The organism is Cupriavidus sp. a3, from assembly GCF_051015765.1.
GTDB lineage: Bacteria > Pseudomonadota > Gammaproteobacteria > Burkholderiales > Burkholderiaceae > Cupriavidus > Cupriavidus oxalaticus_A.
In genome coordinates this window covers 3,301,359-3,316,995 of sequence record NZ_CP170643.1, presented here as the reverse complement: position 1 = coordinate 3,316,995, position 15,637 = coordinate 3,301,359, and the positions used below count along the sequence as shown (strand labels likewise).

Here is a 15,637-nt window from a genome sequence, read left to right as displayed (position 1 = left end):
AAACGCCCGCGATTGCGGGCGTTGTCCTGTCTGCGGCAGCGTTACTTCGCCGCGGTCTGGTGATACTTGCGGATGAAATCGCGCAGGTCCGGATAGATGTTCTCGCGCCAGCGCCGGCCCGAGAAAATCCCGTAGTGGCCGCAACGCGGCGCGGTGATGTGCTGCTTGCGGTCTTTCGGGATGCCGCTGCACAGGTCGTGCGCGGCGGCAGTCTGGCCCGCGCCCGAGATATCGTCCAGTTCGCCTTCCACCGTCATCAGCGCGGTGCCCTCGATATCCTGCGGCCGCACCGGCTTGCCATCGATGGCCCACGTGCCGTTGGCCAGGCGGAATTCCTGGAACACTTCGCGGATGGTGTCGAGGTAATAGTCGGCGGCCATGTCCAGCACCGCGTTGTACTCGTCGTAGAAGCGCACATGCGCCTCGGCGTCGTCGGCGTCGCCCTCGACCAGGCTCAGGTAATAGTCATAGTGCGAGGACAGGTGCCGGTCCGGGTTCATCGCCACGAAGCCGGCATGCTGCAGGAAGCCCGGGTACACGCGGCGGCCGTGGCCGGGGTAGTTGGCCGGCACGGTGTAGATCACGTTGTTCTCGAACCACTCGAAGGACTTGTTGGTGGCCAGCGAATTGACGGCGGTCGGGCTCTTGCGGGCATCGATCGGGCCACCCATCATGGTCATGGTGCGCGGCGTGGTCTCGCCGGCCGAGGCCAGCAGCGAGATCGCGGCCAGCACCGGCACGGTCGGCTGGCACACCGACACCACATGCAGGTTTTCGGCGCCGATATGGCGGATGAATTCCTGGATGTAGTAGATGTAGTCCGACAGGTGGAAGGCACCGTCTTCGGCCGGCACCATGCGCGCGTCGATCCAGTCGGTCACGTAGACCTTGTGGTCCTGCAGCAGCGTGCGCACGGTGTCGCGCAGAAGCGTGGCGTGGTGGCCCGACAGCGGCGCGCACACCAGCACCACCGGCTCATCCTTCAGCAGCTTGATGGTTTCCGGGTCGTCGGCATAGCGCTTGAAGCGCAGCAGCTTGCAGAACGGCTTTTCCAGCACGGACTGTTCGACGATGGGGATGTCGCGGCCGTTGGAGCGCACCGACTTGATGTCGAATGCCGGCTTTTCGTATTCCTTGCCGAGCCGGTACAGCAGCTCATAGCCCGCCGCAAGCCGGGGGGCGCCGGGAACCAGCGACATCGGGCTGAGGGGATTGGTGAAAGTCTTGGCGGTCGCCTGGGCCCATGCGGTGAGCGGGTGCAGGATCGAGCGCTGGAACTCATGCAGTTGGTAGAGCATGCCGTTTCTGCCTGTCTTACTTTTGGTCACGTACCACCAAGTACTAATGTACTGACAATACACCTGGGATCGTCGCGGATTATGCCCGTTATCGAACGACCGTGCTAACGATCTTGCTTTGCAGCATATACCTTAAGGTACTTCCCTATCTGCGGAACACAATAAGGCATTCGCCTGATATTTGGATGACACTGTCCTACAAGACTGAAAACAAATGCAAAAAGCGGCCGAGGCCGCTTTTTTAATGACGCTTTGTGATGCTTGCGCCAGTTGCAACGCACTGTCACGTGTTGCCGCCCGTTGCCGCGCAGCAACGCTGGCAGCCTTACATCACCGCTGCGATCGCATCGACCACCGCATCGATGTTGCGGCTGTTCAGCGCCGCCACGCAGATGCGGCCGGTGCCGACAGCGTAGATGCCGTGTTCGTTGCGCAGGCGGTCCACCTGGGCCGAGGTCAGGCCCGAGTACGAGAACATGCCGCGCTGCGCCTTGACGAAGGAGAAGTCGCCCGGCACGCCCTTGGCGGCCAGCTTGTCCACCAGCGCATGGCGCATCAGCTTGATGCGGTCGCGCATCTCGGCCAGCTCTTCTTCCCACATGGCGCGCAGTTCCGGGCTGTTCAGCACGGTGGCGACCACGGTGCCGCCGTGCGTCGGCGGATTGGAATAGTTGGTGCGGATCACGCGCTTGACCTGCGACATCACGCGCTGGGCTTCTTCCTTGCCGGTGGTGACGATCGACAGCGCGCCCACGCGCTCGCCGTACAGCGAGAAGCTCTTCGAGAACGAGCTGGACACGAAGAACGGCAGGCCGGAGTCGGCGAACAGGCGCACGGCGGCACCGTCGGCGTCGATGCCGTCGGCGAAGCCCTGGTAGGCCATGTCCAGGAACGGGATCAGGTTGTGTTCCTTGACCAGTTCCACCACTTGCTTCCACTGCTCGGCCGACAGGTCGACGCCGGTCGGGTTGTGGCAGCAGGCGTGCAGCACGACGATGGTGTTGGCCGGGTACGACTTCAGCGATTCCACCATGCCGGCGAAGTTCAGGCCGTGGCTGGCAGCGTCGTAGTAAGCGTAGTTGACGACCGGGAAACCGGCGGCTTCAAACAGCGCGCGGTGGTTTTCCCAGCTCGGGTCGCTGATGGCGACCTTGGCGTCCGGGTACAGGCGCTTGAGGAAGTCGGCGCCGATCTTCAGCGCGCCGGTGCCGCCCAGTGCCTGGGCCGTCACCACGCGGCCTTCGGTGATCAGCGGCGATTCCTTGCCGAACAGCAGCGTCTGCACTGCCTGGTCATAGGCGGCGATGCCTTCGATCGGCAGGTAGCCACGCGGGGTGGCGGTGGTCAGACGGGCTTTTTCTGCCTCCTGGACGGCGCGCAGCAGGGGGATTTTCCCTTCGTCGGTGAAGTACACGCCAACGCCCAGGTTGACCTTGGTGGCGCGGGTGTCGGCATTGAAGGCTTCGTTGAGGCCCAGGATCGGGTCACGCGGGGCCATCTCGACGGCAGAAAACAAACTCATTTGGAATCTCGTGGTCGGCAATGAAAGAAAACGGGAAGGCGTAGAATGCTTCGGACTGCGCTGGCGGCTGGCAGGCCCCGTTCCGTTCTGGGCGGAATCGGCCCCATGCCGTTCGGGACGGGCCTGAAACGGTTTGAAGCGGGGGCTGTCAACCCCAAGATTCTAGCGTATCCGCCCGTTTTCCTGAGGTTTTTCCCTAGTCTCGCCATCACTTCTTTCGTTACTTCTTAATTACCTCTCCCGCTATTCCGCCCCCTATGTCGAACCTCGCAGAAGCCGCGCCGGCCCTGGACGAAAGCAAATTCGTCACATTTCCCGGCTCCCCGTTCCAGCTGTACCAGCCGTTCCCGCCCGCCGGGGACCAGCCGGAGGCGATCCGCCAGTTGGTGGAGGGGGTGGAGGACGGCCTCTCGTACCAGACATTGCTGGGCGTGACCGGGTCGGGCAAGACCTTCACCATGGCCAACACGATCGCCCGGCTGGGACGGCCGGCGATCGTGTTCGCGCCCAACAAGACGCTGGCGGCCCAGCTATACGCCGAGTTTCGCGAGTTCTTCCCGCGCAATGCGGTCGAGTACTTCGTCAGCTACTACGACTACTACCAGCCTGAGGCCTACGTCCCGCAGCGCGACCTGTTCATCGAGAAGGACTCGTCGATCAACGAGCATATCGAGCAGATGCGTCTGTCGGCGACCAAGAGCCTGCTGGAGCGCCGCGACACGGTGATCGTGGCGACGGTTTCTGCGATCTATGGTATCGGCAACCCGAACGAATACCACCAGATGATTCTCACTTTGCGGGCCGGCGACAAGATCAGCCAGCGCGACGTGATCGCGCGCCTGATCGCCATGCAGTACACCCGCAACGAGACCGATTTCCAGCGCGGCACGTTCCGCGTGCGCGGCGACACCATCGACATCTTCCCGGCGGAACACGCCGAGATGGCGGTGCGGCTGGAGATGTTCGACGACGAAGTGGAGTCGCTGCAGTTTTTCGATCCGCTCACCGGACGCGTGAAACAGAAGATCCCGCGCTTCACGGTCTATCCCTCGAGCCACTATGTAACGCCGCGCGAGACCGTGCTGCGCGCGATCGAGGCGATCAAGGACGAGCTGCGCGACAGGCTGGAGTTCTTCCACAAGGAAAACCGCCTGGTGGAGGCGCAGCGGCTGGAGCAGCGTACCCGCTTCGATCTCGAAATGCTTTCCGAGCTGGGCTTCTGCAAGGGCATCGAGAACTATTCGCGCCACCTGTCCGGCGCTCGCCCGGGCGAGCCGCCGCCAACGCTGGTCGACTACCTGCCGTCCGATGCGCTGATGTTCCTGGACGAGTCGCACGTGCTGATCGGCCAGCTCAACGGCATGTACAACGGCGACCGCGCGCGCAAGACCACGCTGGTCGAGTACGGCTTCCGGCTGCCGTCGGCGCTGGACAACCGCCCACTCAAGTTCGACGAATTCGAGCGCAAGATGCGCCAGGTGATGTTCGTCACGGCGACCCCAGCGCAGTTCGAGAAGGACCACGCCGGGCAGGTGGTGGAGCAAGTGGTGCGCCCGACCGGGCTGGTCGATCCGACCATCATCGTGCGTCCGGCGACCACGCAGGTGGACGACCTGCTGTCGGAAATCCACGCGCGCGTGGAGGTCAACGAGCGCGTGCTGGTGACCACGCTGACCAAGCGCATGGCCGAGCAGCTGACCGAGTTCCTGTCCGAGAACGGCGTCAAGGTGCGCTACCTGCACTCGGATATCGATACGGTGGAGCGTGTCGAGATCATCCGCGACCTGCGCCTGGGTACCTTCGACGTGCTGGTCGGCATCAACCTGTTGCGCGAGGGCCTGGATATCCCCGAAGTCTCGCTGGTGGCGATCCTGGACGCGGACAAGGAAGGCTTCCTGCGCGCCGAGCGCTCGCTGATCCAGACCATCGGCCGCGCCGCGCGCAACGTCAATGGCACCGCCATCCTGTATGCCGACCGCATGACCGACTCGATGCAGAAGGCCATCAGCGAGACCGAGCGCCGCCGCGCCAAGCAGATGGCCTTCAACGAGGCCAACGGCATCGTTCCGCGCGGCGTGGTCAAGCGCATCAAGGACATCATCGACGGCGTCTACAACGCCAGCGATGCCAGGGCCGAGCTGCAGGCAGCGCAGGAGCAGGCGCGCTACGAGGACATGAGCGAGAAGCAGGTCTCCAAGGAAATCAAGCGGCTGGAAAAGCTCATGCTCGACCATGCCCGCAACCTGGAGTTCGAGCAGGCGGCACAGGTGCGCGATCAGCTGGCCAAGCTCAAGGCGCAGGTGTTCGGCGCCAGCGGCGAGGGCGCGCTGCCGCCGGCGTGAGGTCCGGCAGCGGCGCCGGCGCGCGCCGCGGCTGGCCTATAGTGAGAAGCGTCATGACCGATCCCGGAGACGCATCATGGTGAAGCTTGGCCTGTGGGTGCCGCTGGAAGCGCGGCCCGGCAAGGAGCGGGAAGTCGAGCAGTTCCTGCGCGACGGACTGGCGCTGGTGCAGCAGGAGACCGGCACCGCAGCCTGGTTCGCGCTGCGCCTGGGGCCGTCGATGTTCGGCATCTTCGATGCCTTTGCCGATGAGTCCGCGCGCGAGGCACACCTGGCCGGCAAGGTTGCCGCCGCGCTGATGGCCCGGGCGCCGGAACTGTTCATGGGTACGCCGCCGATCCAGAAGCTGGAAGTGCTGGCGGCCAAGCTGCCGGCGTGAGCCGGGCTCAAGGAGCTGCCATGGAGCGCCAGTTCGAGTACGGGGGCTACCTGGTCGTGGCCAGCGCGGTGCCTAATGCCGCAGGGGGCTTTGCCGGGCAGATGCGCATTGCCGATGCCTTTGGCGAGCCGGCCGGGCCCACCTACGAGGCCATCGCCGGCGATGCGCCCACGCAGGAGGCGGCCGTTGCGCTGGCCGAGGCCGCGGCAATGCGGGCCATCGATGCCGGTGAGGTCAATTAGCCGCTATCCTGTCCCATTTCCCGAGGAGAAAACACAATGACCGAAGTCGGCGAGTGGAAGAAAAAGGTCTATGAAACCCACGAGGTGCAGGTCCAGGTCAAGCAACGCTCGCAAAGCGAATGGTCGTACACGGTGCGCGTCTGCCGCCCGGGGACCAATATCCGCGCCGCCGGCACGCTGACCGAGACCTCGCGCATCACCGATCATTTCAAATCCGCCGAAGCTGCCCTGGTGGCCGGGTTTGCGCACGGCGAGCGCCTGGCCAAGCAGCTCGCATAGGCCGGCCCGCCGCCACGGCGCGGGCACCGGAGGGCTTTGGCGTCCGTTCCGTGCAGGCGGCTAGAATTCTGCCTCTCCGAACCACCAGGCCCGGCGGGCAAGGGGCCTTTGAGCGCCGCCGTGCCGTGGCCGCGCCTGCGCTTTCTCCAGCCCCGCTGTCGATCGACCGATGAAGAAATACGCCATTCTGATGTGTTGCATGGGCAACATCTGCCGCTCGCCAACGGCGGAGGGGGTGCTGCGCGCCAAGCTCGCCGTGGCCGGGCTGGAGCAGCTGGTCGAACTGGACTCGGCCGGCACCCATGAGTACCACCTGGGCCGTGCGCCCGATCCACGCACCCAGCGCGCCGCGCTGCGCCGCGGTTACGACCTGTCGGCGCTGCGCGCCCGCAAGGTCGGCCTGCCTGACTTCGACCGCTTCGACCTGATCCTGGCGATGGACCGCGAAAACCTCGCCGGCCTGTCCCGGCTGCATCCCGGCGCCGGTGACAAGCTTCGGCTGCTGATGAGCTTCGCCACTTGCCACGATGCCGAAGAAGTGCCCGATCCGTACTACGGCGAGGGCGACGGCTTCGAGCGCGTGCTCGACTATGTCGAGGATGCCTGCGATGGGCTGGTCGCGATGCTGCGCCAGCGCCTGCAGGCCGCCGCCGGTTGAGCCGGCACGGGCGCGGGTCATGCCGCCGCGTGCGGCAAGCCCGGCGAGGGCTGCCGGGAAGAGGGCGCGGGGTTTGATGCGCTGCGGCAGGGGTAGTTGACTGAATTAGTCGGGTACCTTTATACTTGACGGAAACGATCAAGTATTCGCTTTACCCCCCAGAGCCCTGCACCATGAGACTGACCACCAAAGGCCGCTTCGCGGTCACTGCGATGATCGACCTGGCCATGCGCCAGGATCAGGGACCGGTGACGCTCGCCGGCATCAGCCAGCGCCAGAAGATCTCGCTGTCCTACCTGGAACAGCTGTTCGGCAAGCTGCGCCGGCATGAGATCGTCGAAAGCGTGCGCGGCCCGGGCGGTGGCTACAGCCTGGCGCGCAAGGCCGAAGACGTCACGGTGGCGGACATCATCATCGCCGTCGACGAGCCGCTGGACGCCACCCAGTGCGGCGGAAAGGGTAATTGTAACGGAGATGACGGCTCCGGGCGTTGCATGACCCACGAACTGTGGGCAACGCTGAACCAGAAGATGGTCGAGTACCTCGACTCCGTCTCCCTCAAGAACCTGGTCGACCAGCAGCGTGCCCGCCAACCCGCGGTGCTGCACGACATGCGCGAGGAAGCCGCGCAGCCGGCCGCCGCCGCCGCGCGCGGCAAGGCCGACAAGCAGGAAAAGCCGGTCCGGGCGAGGGTGGTGAATTCAGTATTCAGCCTGGCGCAGTCGTGAGCGTCTACCAACGCACGCGGCAGGCAACGACAGTAATCAGCGATACAGCGGTCCCTAAAAGGCAGTCATAACGATGAGCACCCCACATTTCCCCATCTACATGGATTACTCGGCCACCACGCCGGTGGACCCGCGCGTGGCGGACAAGATGATTCCGTACCTGCGCGAGCAGTTCGGCAACCCCGCCTCGCGCAGCCATGCGTACGGCTGGGACGCGGAGCGCGCGGTGGAAGAAGCGCGTGAGCAGGTCGCCGCACTGGTCGGCGCCGACCCGCGCGAGATCGTGTGGACGTCGGGTGCGACCGAATCGGACAACCTGGCGATCAAGGGTGCCGCGAACTTCTATTCGGGCAAGGGCAAGCACATCATCACCGTGAAGACCGAGCACAAGGCCGTGCTCGACACCACGCGCGAACTGGAGCGCCAGGGCTTCGAGGTGACCTACCTGGACGTGAAGGAAAACGGCCTGCTCGACATGGACGTGTTCAAGCAGGCACTGCGCCCGGACACGATCCTGGTGTCGGTGATGCTGGTCAACAACGAGATCGGCGTAATCCAGGACGTGGAGCAGATCGGCGAGATCTGCCGCGAGAAGGGCATCATCTTCCACTGCGACGCCGCACAGGCGACCGGCAAGGTGGCGATCGACCTGAACAAGCTGAAGTGCGACCTGATGTCGTTCTCGGCCCACAAGACCTATGGCCCCAAGGGCATCGGCGCGCTGTACGTGCGCCGCAAGCCGCGCGTGCGCATCGAGGCGCAGATGCACGGCGGCGGCCATGAGCGCGGCATGCGCTCGGGCACGCTGGCCCCGCACCAGATCGTCGGCATGGGCGAAGCCTTCCGCATCGCCCGCGAGGAAATGGCCACCGAGAACGAACGCATCCGCATGCTGCGCGACCGCCTCTGGAACGGCCTGTCGGACATGGAAGAGGTCTACCTGAACGGCGACCTGGAACACCGTGTGCCGCACAACCTGAACGTCAGCTTCAACTTCGTCGAGGGCGAGTCGCTGATCATGGCGATCAAGGACGTGGCGGTGTCGTCGGGCTCCGCCTGCACCTCGGCCTCGCTGGAGCCGTCGTACGTGCTGCGCGCGCTGGGCCGCAACGATGAGCTGGCGCACAGCTCGATCCGCTTCACGGTCGGCCGCTTCACCACCGAGCAGGAGATCGACTTCACTGTCGAGCTGCTCAAGTCGAAGATCGGCAAGCTGCGCGACCTGTCGCCGCTGTGGGAAATGTTCAAGGACGGCGTCGATCTGAATTCGATCCAGTGGGCCGCGCACTGAGCGCCCGACGGATCAGAAAAAATTACAGCAAGACCCCCCGCAAAAGATACGCAAGAGGTAAGCAAAATGTCATACAGCACGAAGGTTCTCGACCACTATGAAAACCCCCGCAACGTCGGTTCGTTCGACAAGAACGACGATGCGGTCGGCACCGGCATGGTCGGCGCCCCGGCTTGCGGCGACGTGATGAAGCTGCAGATCAAGGTCAACGAGGCTGGCGTGATCGAAGACGCCAAGTTCAAGACCTATGGCTGCGGCTCGGCCATCGCCTCGTCGTCGCTGGTGACCGAGTGGGTCAAGGGCAAGACCGTGGACCAGGCGCTGGAGATCAAGAACACCCAGATCGCCGAGGAACTGGCGCTGCCGCCGGTGAAGATCCACTGCTCGATCCTGGCTGAAGACGCGATCAAGGCCGCTGTCGAAGACTACAAGAAGAAGCACGGCGCCGAGCAGAAGGCCGCCTGATCCTGTCGATCGACAAGCGAAGCACGAAGGAAGACGCAACGATGATCACGATGACCGAGAAGGCGGCCAAGCACGTCGCCCGCTACCTGGAACGCCGCGGCAAGGGCGTGGGCCTGCGCCTGGGCGTGAAGACCACCGGCTGCTCGGGCCTGGCCTACAAGCTGGAGTATGTGGACGAGCTGCTGCCGGAAGACGCGGTGTTCGAGTCGCACGGCATCAAGGTCATCGTTGACGCCAAGAGCCTGCCGTATATCGACGGCACCGAGCTCGACTATGCGCGCGAAGGGTTGAATGAAGGGTTCCGCTTCAACAACCCCAACGTCAAGGACGAGTGCGGCTGCGGCGAGTCCTTCACGGTCTGAGCAGCACATCGCGGTAGCGTCGGTGGAGCGCAGCATCACCGGGTTCCACCGGGACGAGGAAGGCCACTGGGTGGCCGAACTCGATTGCGGCCATGGCCAGCACGTCCGGCACGATCCGCCGTGGCAGTTGCGGCCGTGGACGCAGAGCGTGCAGGGCCGCGCCGGCATGATCGGCACGCGGGTGAACTGCCTGAAGTGCGACCGCAATGAAGCGCCGGCGGAGTGGGCGCTGGCGCGGGCCAGCCAGCCTGCCGGCCGGTGATGGCGGCGAATGGACGAAGGGGCGGCGCGGCCGCTCTTTTTTCTTGGGGAAGCAGTTGAAAGACGATTTTTTTGCGCTGTTCGGCCTGCCGGCACAGTTCGGCGTCGACGAGGCCGCGCTGGACGCGGCCTATCGCACCGTGCAGTCGCAGGCGCACCCGGACCGCTTCGCCAACGCCGGCGATGCCGAGCGCCGCGTGGCCATGCAGTGGGCCGCGCATGCCAACGAAGCGTACCGCACGCTGCGCCAGCCGCTGCGCCGCGCGACCTACCTGCTGAAGCTGCGCGGCGTCGACGTGCAGGCGGAGAACAACACCGCCATGTCGCCCGCCTTCCTGATGCAGCAGATGGAGTGGCGTGAAGCACTGCAGGAAGCGGTGGAAGCGCGCGACGTGGACCGCCTCGATGCGCTGCTGCGCGAGCTGCGCCGGGAAAAGCGCGAGCGCCACGCCGCAATGGGCGCGCTGCTCGACGCCGGCGACAACGAAGCCGCCGGTGGCGCGGTCCGCCAACTGATGTTTATCGAGAAGATCGAGCACGATACCAGCGAGGCTATCGACCGGCTGGAAGACTGACCGGCACGATTGCCGGGGCCGTGACACAATGGCGCCCGGCTTGAAAACCGCACCCATGCCGCCCGCATGGCGGTTTCCCCTGCCGTACAAGACAGCGAAGAATTACCATGGCACTGCTCCAGATTTCCGAACCCGGCATGTCGCCGGCGCCCCACCAACGCCGCCTGGCCGTCGGCATCGACCTCGGCACCACCAACTCGCTGGTGGCCGCGGTACGCAGCAGCATCCCCGAGGTGCTGGGCGACGAGCGCGGCCGCGCGCTGCTGCCTTCGGTCGTGCGCTACCTGCCGGACCGTACCGCGCATATCGGCTACCGGGCCCAGGACGAAGCGGTGCGCGATCCCAAGAACACCATCGTCTCGGTCAAGCGTTTCATGGGCCGCGGCCTGCGCGACGTGGCCAATATCGAGCACAGCCCGTACGATTTCGTCGATGCGCCGGGCATGGTGCAGATCAAGACCGCCGCGGGCGTGAAAAGCCCGGTGGAAATCTCGGCCGAGATCCTGGCCACGCTGCGCCAGCGTGCCGAAGACACGCTGGGCGACGACCTGGTCGGTGCGGTCATCACCGTGCCGGCCTATTTCGATGAGGCACAGCGCCAGGCGACCAAGGACGCCGCGCGCCTGGCCGGCCTGGAAGTGCTGCGCCTGCTGAACGAGCCCACCGCCGCGGCCATTGCCTATGGCCTCGACAACGCCGCCGAAGGCGTCTACGCGGTCTATGACCTGGGCGGCGGCACCTTCGATATCTCGGTGCTCAAGCTCACGCGCGGCGTGTTCGAAGTGATGGCCACCGGCGGCGATTCCGCGCTGGGCGGCGATGACTTCGACCAGCGGCTGCTGTGCTGGATCGTCGAGCAGGCCAGCCTGCAGCCGCTGTCGGCGCAGGACATGCGCCTGCTGATGGTGCGCGCGCGCGCCGCCAAGGAAGCCCTGTCGGAAGCGGACAGCACCGTGATCGACGCAGTGCTCGACTCCGGCGAGATCGTCCACCTGACGCTGACCGACGAGACCTTCGAGAAGATCACCGCCAATCTGGTGCAGAAGACACTGGCACCGGTGCGCAAGGCGCTGCGCGACGCCGGCGTGACGCCCGACGACGTCAAGGGCGTGGTGCTGGTCGGTGGCGCCACGCGCATGCCGTCGATCCGCAAGGCGGTCGGCGACTACTTCGGCCAGACCCCGCTGACCAATCTCGACCCCGACCGCGTGGTGGCGCTGGGCGCCGCGATGCAGGCCAACCTGCTGGCCGGCAACCATGCGCCGGGCGAAGACTGGCTGCTGCTCGACGTGATCCCGCTGTCGCTGGGCGTCGAGACCATGGGCGGGCTGGTCGAGAAGATCATCCCGCGCAACAGCACCATCCCGGTGGCGCGTGCGCAGGAGTTCACCACCTTCAAGGACGGCCAGACCGCGATGGCGATCCACGTGCTGCAGGGCGAGCGCGAGCTGGCCAGTGACTGCCGCTCGCTGGCGCGCTTCGAGCTGCGCGGCATCCCGCCGATGGTGGCTGGCGCGGCGCGCATCCGCGTGACCTACCAGGTCGACGCCGACGGCCTGCTGTCGGTGACCGCGCGCGAGACGCATTCGGGCGTGGAAGCCTCGGTGACGGTCAAGCCGTCGTACGGGCTGGCCGACGACGATATCGCGCGCATGCTGCAGGACAGCTTCCGCGAAGCCGAGCACGACATGAAGAGCCGTGCGCTGGCCGAGGAACGTGTCGAGGCCGACCGCCTGGTCGAGGCCACCGAGCGTGCGCTGCAGACCGATGGCGACTTGCTGTCGGCCGAGGAGCGCGCACAGGTCGAAGCGCTGATCGCCGGCGTGCGCGAGATCGCCAGGGGTGAAGATCACCTGGCGATCCGCGCCACGGTGGAAAAACTGTCGCACGGCACCGATGAATTCGCCGCCCGCCGCATGGACCGCTCGATCAAGAGCGCGCTGGCCGGGCGCAAGGTACAGGAACTGGGCTGATCACCGCGCCTGCACCGCACTACAGAACCCAGGAAACGACATGCCACAGATCATTGTTTTGCCCCACGTCGAATACTGCCCGGAAGGGAAGGTGATCGAAGCCGAGAAGGGCGTCAGCGTCCTCGACTCGCTGCTTTCCCACGGTATCGAGCTTGAGCACGCGTGCGAGAAATCCTGTGCCTGCACCACTTGCCACGTGATCGTGCGCGAAGGCTTCGATTCGCTCAACGAGGCCGAGGAGAAGGAAGAGGACCTGCTCGACAAGGCCTGGGGCCTGGAGCCGAATTCGCGCCTGTCTTGCCAGGCCATCGTCGACGAGGAAGACCTGACCGTCGAGATTCCCAAGTACACCATCAACCACGCCAAGGAAGGCCACTGAGCCGCCGGCACAGATCTCAGCGGAGAACGAACCCATGAAGTGGACCGATACCTACGATATCGCCGCCGCGCTGTACGACAAGTATCCTGACGTCGACCCGGCCGGCGTGCGCTTTACCGACCTGCGCAGCTGGGTGCTGGAGCTCGACGGCTTCGCCGACGATCCGGCACGTTCGGGCGAGAAGATCCTGGAGGCGATCCAGCAAGCTTGGATCCAGGAAGCGGAATAAGCTCTCGGTATCGGAATGAAGCAGAAAGGCCGGCGTGATCGCCGGCCTTTTGCATTGGTGCAGCGCGAATTTGGAGGGTCAGCCTCGCACCAGCGCACCGTTTTCCATGTGCACGCGCTCGCCGACCTGCACCGCGGGGTCCTGCTCATACGTGAAGGTGCGGTGGCTGCCGTCATCCATGCGGACGCGCACCTGATAGTGGGTGTCCTTGCTCACGGCCTTTTCGATCTGGTTGCCTGCGACGCCGCCGCCCACCGCGCCGACAACCGTGCCGACGATGCGGCCATTGCCCTTGCCCACCTGGTTGCCCAGCAGGCCGCCGACCACGGCGCCGCCGAGCGCGCCCAGGCCGCTGGTGTTGGGCTTCTGGGTCTCTATCGGCGTGACGGCGACGATGCGGCCGGCATATGGGCTGCCCTTGGCGGCCGGGCGCTCGGTGCCGGCGCTCTGGCTGGCGCGGGGCTCGCTATCGCGCTGGGCGGCCTGGCGCGCGGGAGCGGTGCGCGGTGCCGCTTGCGTCGGCTGCGAGGAAGTGGCGTTCTGGCGCGATTGCGCGGGCTGGCCGTCGTCGTAGACAGGCGGACGCGTAGTACTGCCTGGCGGCGGGGCGGTCTGCGTGGTGACCGGCAAAGGCCCTTGCGGCGCCTGTGCAGCTTGCTGGCTTTGCGGTGCGTGCAGATCAGGGTCGGCCTTGCCGAGCGGCAGCACGCCGGTGACGGCGGCGACGGCGGTCAGGCTGGCAATGACCACGGCCACGGCTGCCGCGCCGATCAGCGGATGCAGCCGGCGCAGCGGCGGCAGCGGCTGCAGCGGTGTGGGGGTGTGGTCGTGCGAAGTGGCTTGGCTCTGCATTGTGGCTCCGGTGCGGCGATGGCCGCGATGGGATGGAACCAGTTTGGCGGAAGCGGGGGGCGTTTTCCGTTTGTTTTTGTAAATATATGTAGGCGGAAAAGGCCTTTTGTATCAATGAGTTGGGCGTGGCTTGGTGCGGCGGGGAGGTGGGGCTGTAACAGATGATGGCCCGTGCGGCGTGTCTTGATCTACCGCTTGTGTGCTCCCTCTCCCGCTTGCGGGAGAGGGAGCAAACCGTCAGTCTTCCTTGCGCAGGTGCGGGAACAGGATGACGTCGCGGATATTCGGGCTATCCGTCAGCAGCATCACCAGGCGATCGATGCCGATGCCGCAGCCGCCCGTCGGGGGCATGCCGTATTCCAGCGCGCGGATATAGTCGGCGTCGAAATACATCGCCTCCTCGTCGCCGGCATCCTTCTGCTCGACCTGCTTGCGGAAGCGGTCGGCCTGGTCCTCGGCATCATTGAGCTCCGAGAAGCCGTTGGCGATCTCGCGGCCGGTGATGAACAGCTCGAATCGCTCGGTGATGCCCGGCACCGTGTCCGAAGCGCGCGCCAGCGGCGAGACCTCGACCGGGTAGTCGACGATGAAGGTCGGCTCCCACAGCTGGCTCTCGGCGGTTTCCTCGAACAGCACCAGCTGCAGCGTGCCCAGCCCGGCATTGAGGAACTGCGGCGCGTTGGTGTTGACGCCGAACTTCTTCAGCTCGACGCGCAGGAACTCGGCATCGGCCAGTTGCGCGTCGGTGTACTGCGGCGCGAACTTCTGGATCGCCTGGCAGATGGTCAGGCGATGGAACGGCTTCGACAGGTCGAGCTCGCGGTCCTGGTAGGTCAGCACGGCGCTGCCGCGCGCGTCGATCGCGGCCTTGCGGATCAGGTCTTCGGTGAAGTCCATCAGCCAGCGGTAGTCCGTGTAGGCCGCGTAGAACTCCATCATGGTGAACTCGGGGTTGTGGCGCGGGCTCACCCCCTCGTTGCGGAAGTTGCGGTTGATCTCGAACACGCGCTCGAAGCCGCCGACGACCAGGCGCTTCAGGTACAGCTCGGGCGCGATGCGCATGAACATCTGCATGTCCAGCGCGTTGTGGTGCGTGATGAACGGCTTGGCCGCGGCGCCGCCCGGGATCGGGTGCAGCATCGGCGTTTCCACTTCCATGAAGCCGGCGTCGGCCATATGGCGGCGCAGCGAGGAGATCGCGTTGGTGCGGGCACGGAAGGTGTTGCGCGTTTCCGGCGACACGATCAGGTCGACATAGCGCTGGCGGTACTTCATCTCCTGGTCGGCCAGGCCGTGGAACTTGTCCGGCAGCGGACGCAGCGACTTGGACAGCAGGCGCAGCTCGCGCACCTGCACCGACAGCTCGCCCTTGTTGGTGCGGAACAGCTCGCCGCGGGCGCTGATGATGTCGCCCAGGTCCCAGTGCTTGAAGGCGGCGTAGACCTCTTCGCCGACCTTGTCGCGGGTGATGTAGAACTGGATCTGGCCGCTGCCGTCCTGCACGGTGGCGAAGCTGGCCTTGCCCATCACGCGCTTGAGCATCATGCGGCCGGCGATCGCGACCTCGACCGGGCTGGCTTCGAGCGCGGCCTGGTCGGACTCGCCATACTGCGCGTGCAGCGCGGCGGCCTGGTGGGTGGGGCGGAAATCGTTGGGGAAGGCCACGCCTTGCTGGCGCAGCGCGGCCAGCTTCTCGCGCCGCTCCGCGATGATCTTGTTCTCGTCGACGGCGGGCGTGTCCGCGGCGGCTGGCTTGGTCTGCGACTTGGCCTGGTCGTGATTCGGTTCGGTCATGATGTCTT

18 protein-coding genes are annotated in these 15,637 nt (G+C 65.5%); 14 read left to right on the top strand and 4 right to left on the bottom strand.

The window, feature by feature from the left end; translation table 11 throughout:
• Nucleotides 1-41: 41 nt before the first annotated feature.
• On the bottom strand, nt 42-1,298 hold the full coding sequence (locus ACAD63_RS15945; RefSeq protein ID WP_133097594.1) for a polyhydroxyalkanoate depolymerase: 1,257 nt from the start codon (nt 1,296-1,298) through the stop codon (nt 42-44).
• Between the two features lie 325 nt (nt 1,299-1,623).
• Nucleotides 1,624-2,820 carry an amino acid aminotransferase gene (locus ACAD63_RS15940; protein WP_135704932.1) on the bottom strand — a complete coding sequence of 399 codons (1,197 nt, stop codon included), beginning with the start codon at nt 2,818-2,820 and terminating at the stop codon, nt 1,624-1,626.
• 257 nt (nt 2,821-3,077) lie between these two features.
• On the opposite strand from ACAD63_RS15940, the gene uvrB reads away from it, so the two are divergent.
• The 14 genes from uvrB to iscX all read left to right on the top strand — a co-directional run bounded on the left by uvrB (nt 3,078) and on the right by iscX (nt 12,983).
• A complete protein-coding gene (uvrB, locus tag ACAD63_RS15935) occupies nt 3,078-5,162 on the top strand; it encodes an excinuclease ABC subunit UvrB (protein ID WP_434032945.1) in 2,085 nt (694 codons plus the stop codon).
• Nucleotides 5,163-5,238: 76 nt separating this feature from the next.
• Nucleotides 5,239-5,541, top strand: coding sequence for a putative quinol monooxygenase (locus tag ACAD63_RS15930; protein ID WP_434032944.1), 303 nt, complete (start codon nt 5,239-5,241; stop codon nt 5,539-5,541).
• A gap of 20 nt (nt 5,542-5,561) precedes the next feature.
• Complete coding sequence (locus ACAD63_RS15925; protein ID WP_029046863.1) at nt 5,562-5,783, top strand: hypothetical protein; 222 nt, start codon at nt 5,562-5,564, stop codon at nt 5,781-5,783.
• Between the two features lie 36 nt (nt 5,784-5,819).
• Nucleotides 5,820-6,062, top strand: coding sequence for a hypothetical protein (locus ACAD63_RS15920; protein ID WP_133097590.1), 243 nt, complete (start codon nt 5,820-5,822; stop codon nt 6,060-6,062).
• Between the two features lie 169 nt (nt 6,063-6,231).
• Nucleotides 6,232-6,720 (top strand): low molecular weight protein-tyrosine-phosphatase, encoded by a 489-nt coding sequence (locus tag ACAD63_RS15915; protein WP_133097589.1) that lies wholly within the window; start codon nt 6,232-6,234, stop codon nt 6,718-6,720.
• Nucleotides 6,721-6,893: 173 nt separating this feature from the next.
• Entirely contained in the window at nt 6,894-7,448 is a 555-nt protein-coding gene (gene iscR, locus ACAD63_RS15910; RefSeq protein ID WP_063238406.1) for a Fe-S cluster assembly transcriptional regulator IscR, read from the top strand.
• Between the two features lie 67 nt (nt 7,449-7,515).
• Nucleotides 7,516-8,739 (top strand): IscS subfamily cysteine desulfurase, encoded by a 1,224-nt coding sequence (locus ACAD63_RS15905; protein WP_276609610.1) that lies wholly within the window; start codon nt 7,516-7,518, stop codon nt 8,737-8,739.
• A gap of 66 nt (nt 8,740-8,805) precedes the next feature.
• Nucleotides 8,806-9,204, top strand: coding sequence for a Fe-S cluster assembly scaffold IscU (gene iscU, locus ACAD63_RS15900; protein WP_010809025.1), 399 nt, complete (start codon nt 8,806-8,808; stop codon nt 9,202-9,204).
• 41 nt (nt 9,205-9,245) lie between these two features.
• Nucleotides 9,246-9,566: an iron-sulfur cluster assembly protein IscA gene (gene iscA, locus ACAD63_RS15895; RefSeq protein WP_010809024.1), complete on the top strand. Its 321-nt coding sequence runs from the start codon at nt 9,246-9,248 to the stop codon at nt 9,564-9,566.
• A 22-nt stretch (nt 9,567-9,588) separates the two neighbouring features.
• Entirely contained in the window at nt 9,589-9,828 is a 240-nt protein-coding gene (locus ACAD63_RS15890; protein WP_135704934.1) for a DUF3565 domain-containing protein, read from the top strand.
• A gap of 55 nt (nt 9,829-9,883) precedes the next feature.
• On the top strand, nt 9,884-10,402 hold the full coding sequence (hscB, locus tag ACAD63_RS15885; protein ID WP_133097585.1) for a Fe-S protein assembly co-chaperone HscB: 519 nt from the start codon (nt 9,884-9,886) through the stop codon (nt 10,400-10,402).
• A 107-nt stretch (nt 10,403-10,509) separates the two neighbouring features.
• Nucleotides 10,510-12,375, top strand: a complete 1,866-nt coding sequence (hscA, locus tag ACAD63_RS15880; RefSeq protein WP_133097584.1) for a Fe-S protein assembly chaperone HscA — start codon at nt 10,510-10,512, stop codon at nt 12,373-12,375.
• A 40-nt stretch (nt 12,376-12,415) separates the two neighbouring features.
• Entirely contained in the window at nt 12,416-12,754 is a 339-nt protein-coding gene (gene fdx, locus ACAD63_RS15875; protein WP_111519648.1) for an ISC system 2Fe-2S type ferredoxin, read from the top strand.
• A gap of 34 nt (nt 12,755-12,788) precedes the next feature.
• On the top strand, nt 12,789-12,983 hold the full coding sequence (iscX, locus tag ACAD63_RS15870) for a Fe-S cluster assembly protein IscX (protein WP_133097583.1): 195 nt from the start codon (nt 12,789-12,791) through the stop codon (nt 12,981-12,983).
• Nucleotides 12,984-13,061: 78 nt separating this feature from the next.
• Here iscX and ACAD63_RS15865 read toward each other — a convergent pair whose 3' ends face one another.
• Together ACAD63_RS15865 and lysS are read right to left on the bottom strand one after the other, a co-directional pair.
• Nucleotides 13,062-13,835, bottom strand: a complete 774-nt coding sequence (locus ACAD63_RS15865; protein ID WP_195429642.1) for a glycine zipper 2TM domain-containing protein — start codon at nt 13,833-13,835, stop codon at nt 13,062-13,064.
• Between the two features lie 237 nt (nt 13,836-14,072).
• A complete protein-coding gene (gene lysS, locus ACAD63_RS15860) occupies nt 14,073-15,629 on the bottom strand; it encodes a lysine--tRNA ligase (protein ID WP_135704936.1) in 1,557 nt (518 codons plus the stop codon).
• Between the last annotated feature and the right edge of the window lie 8 nt (nt 15,630-15,637).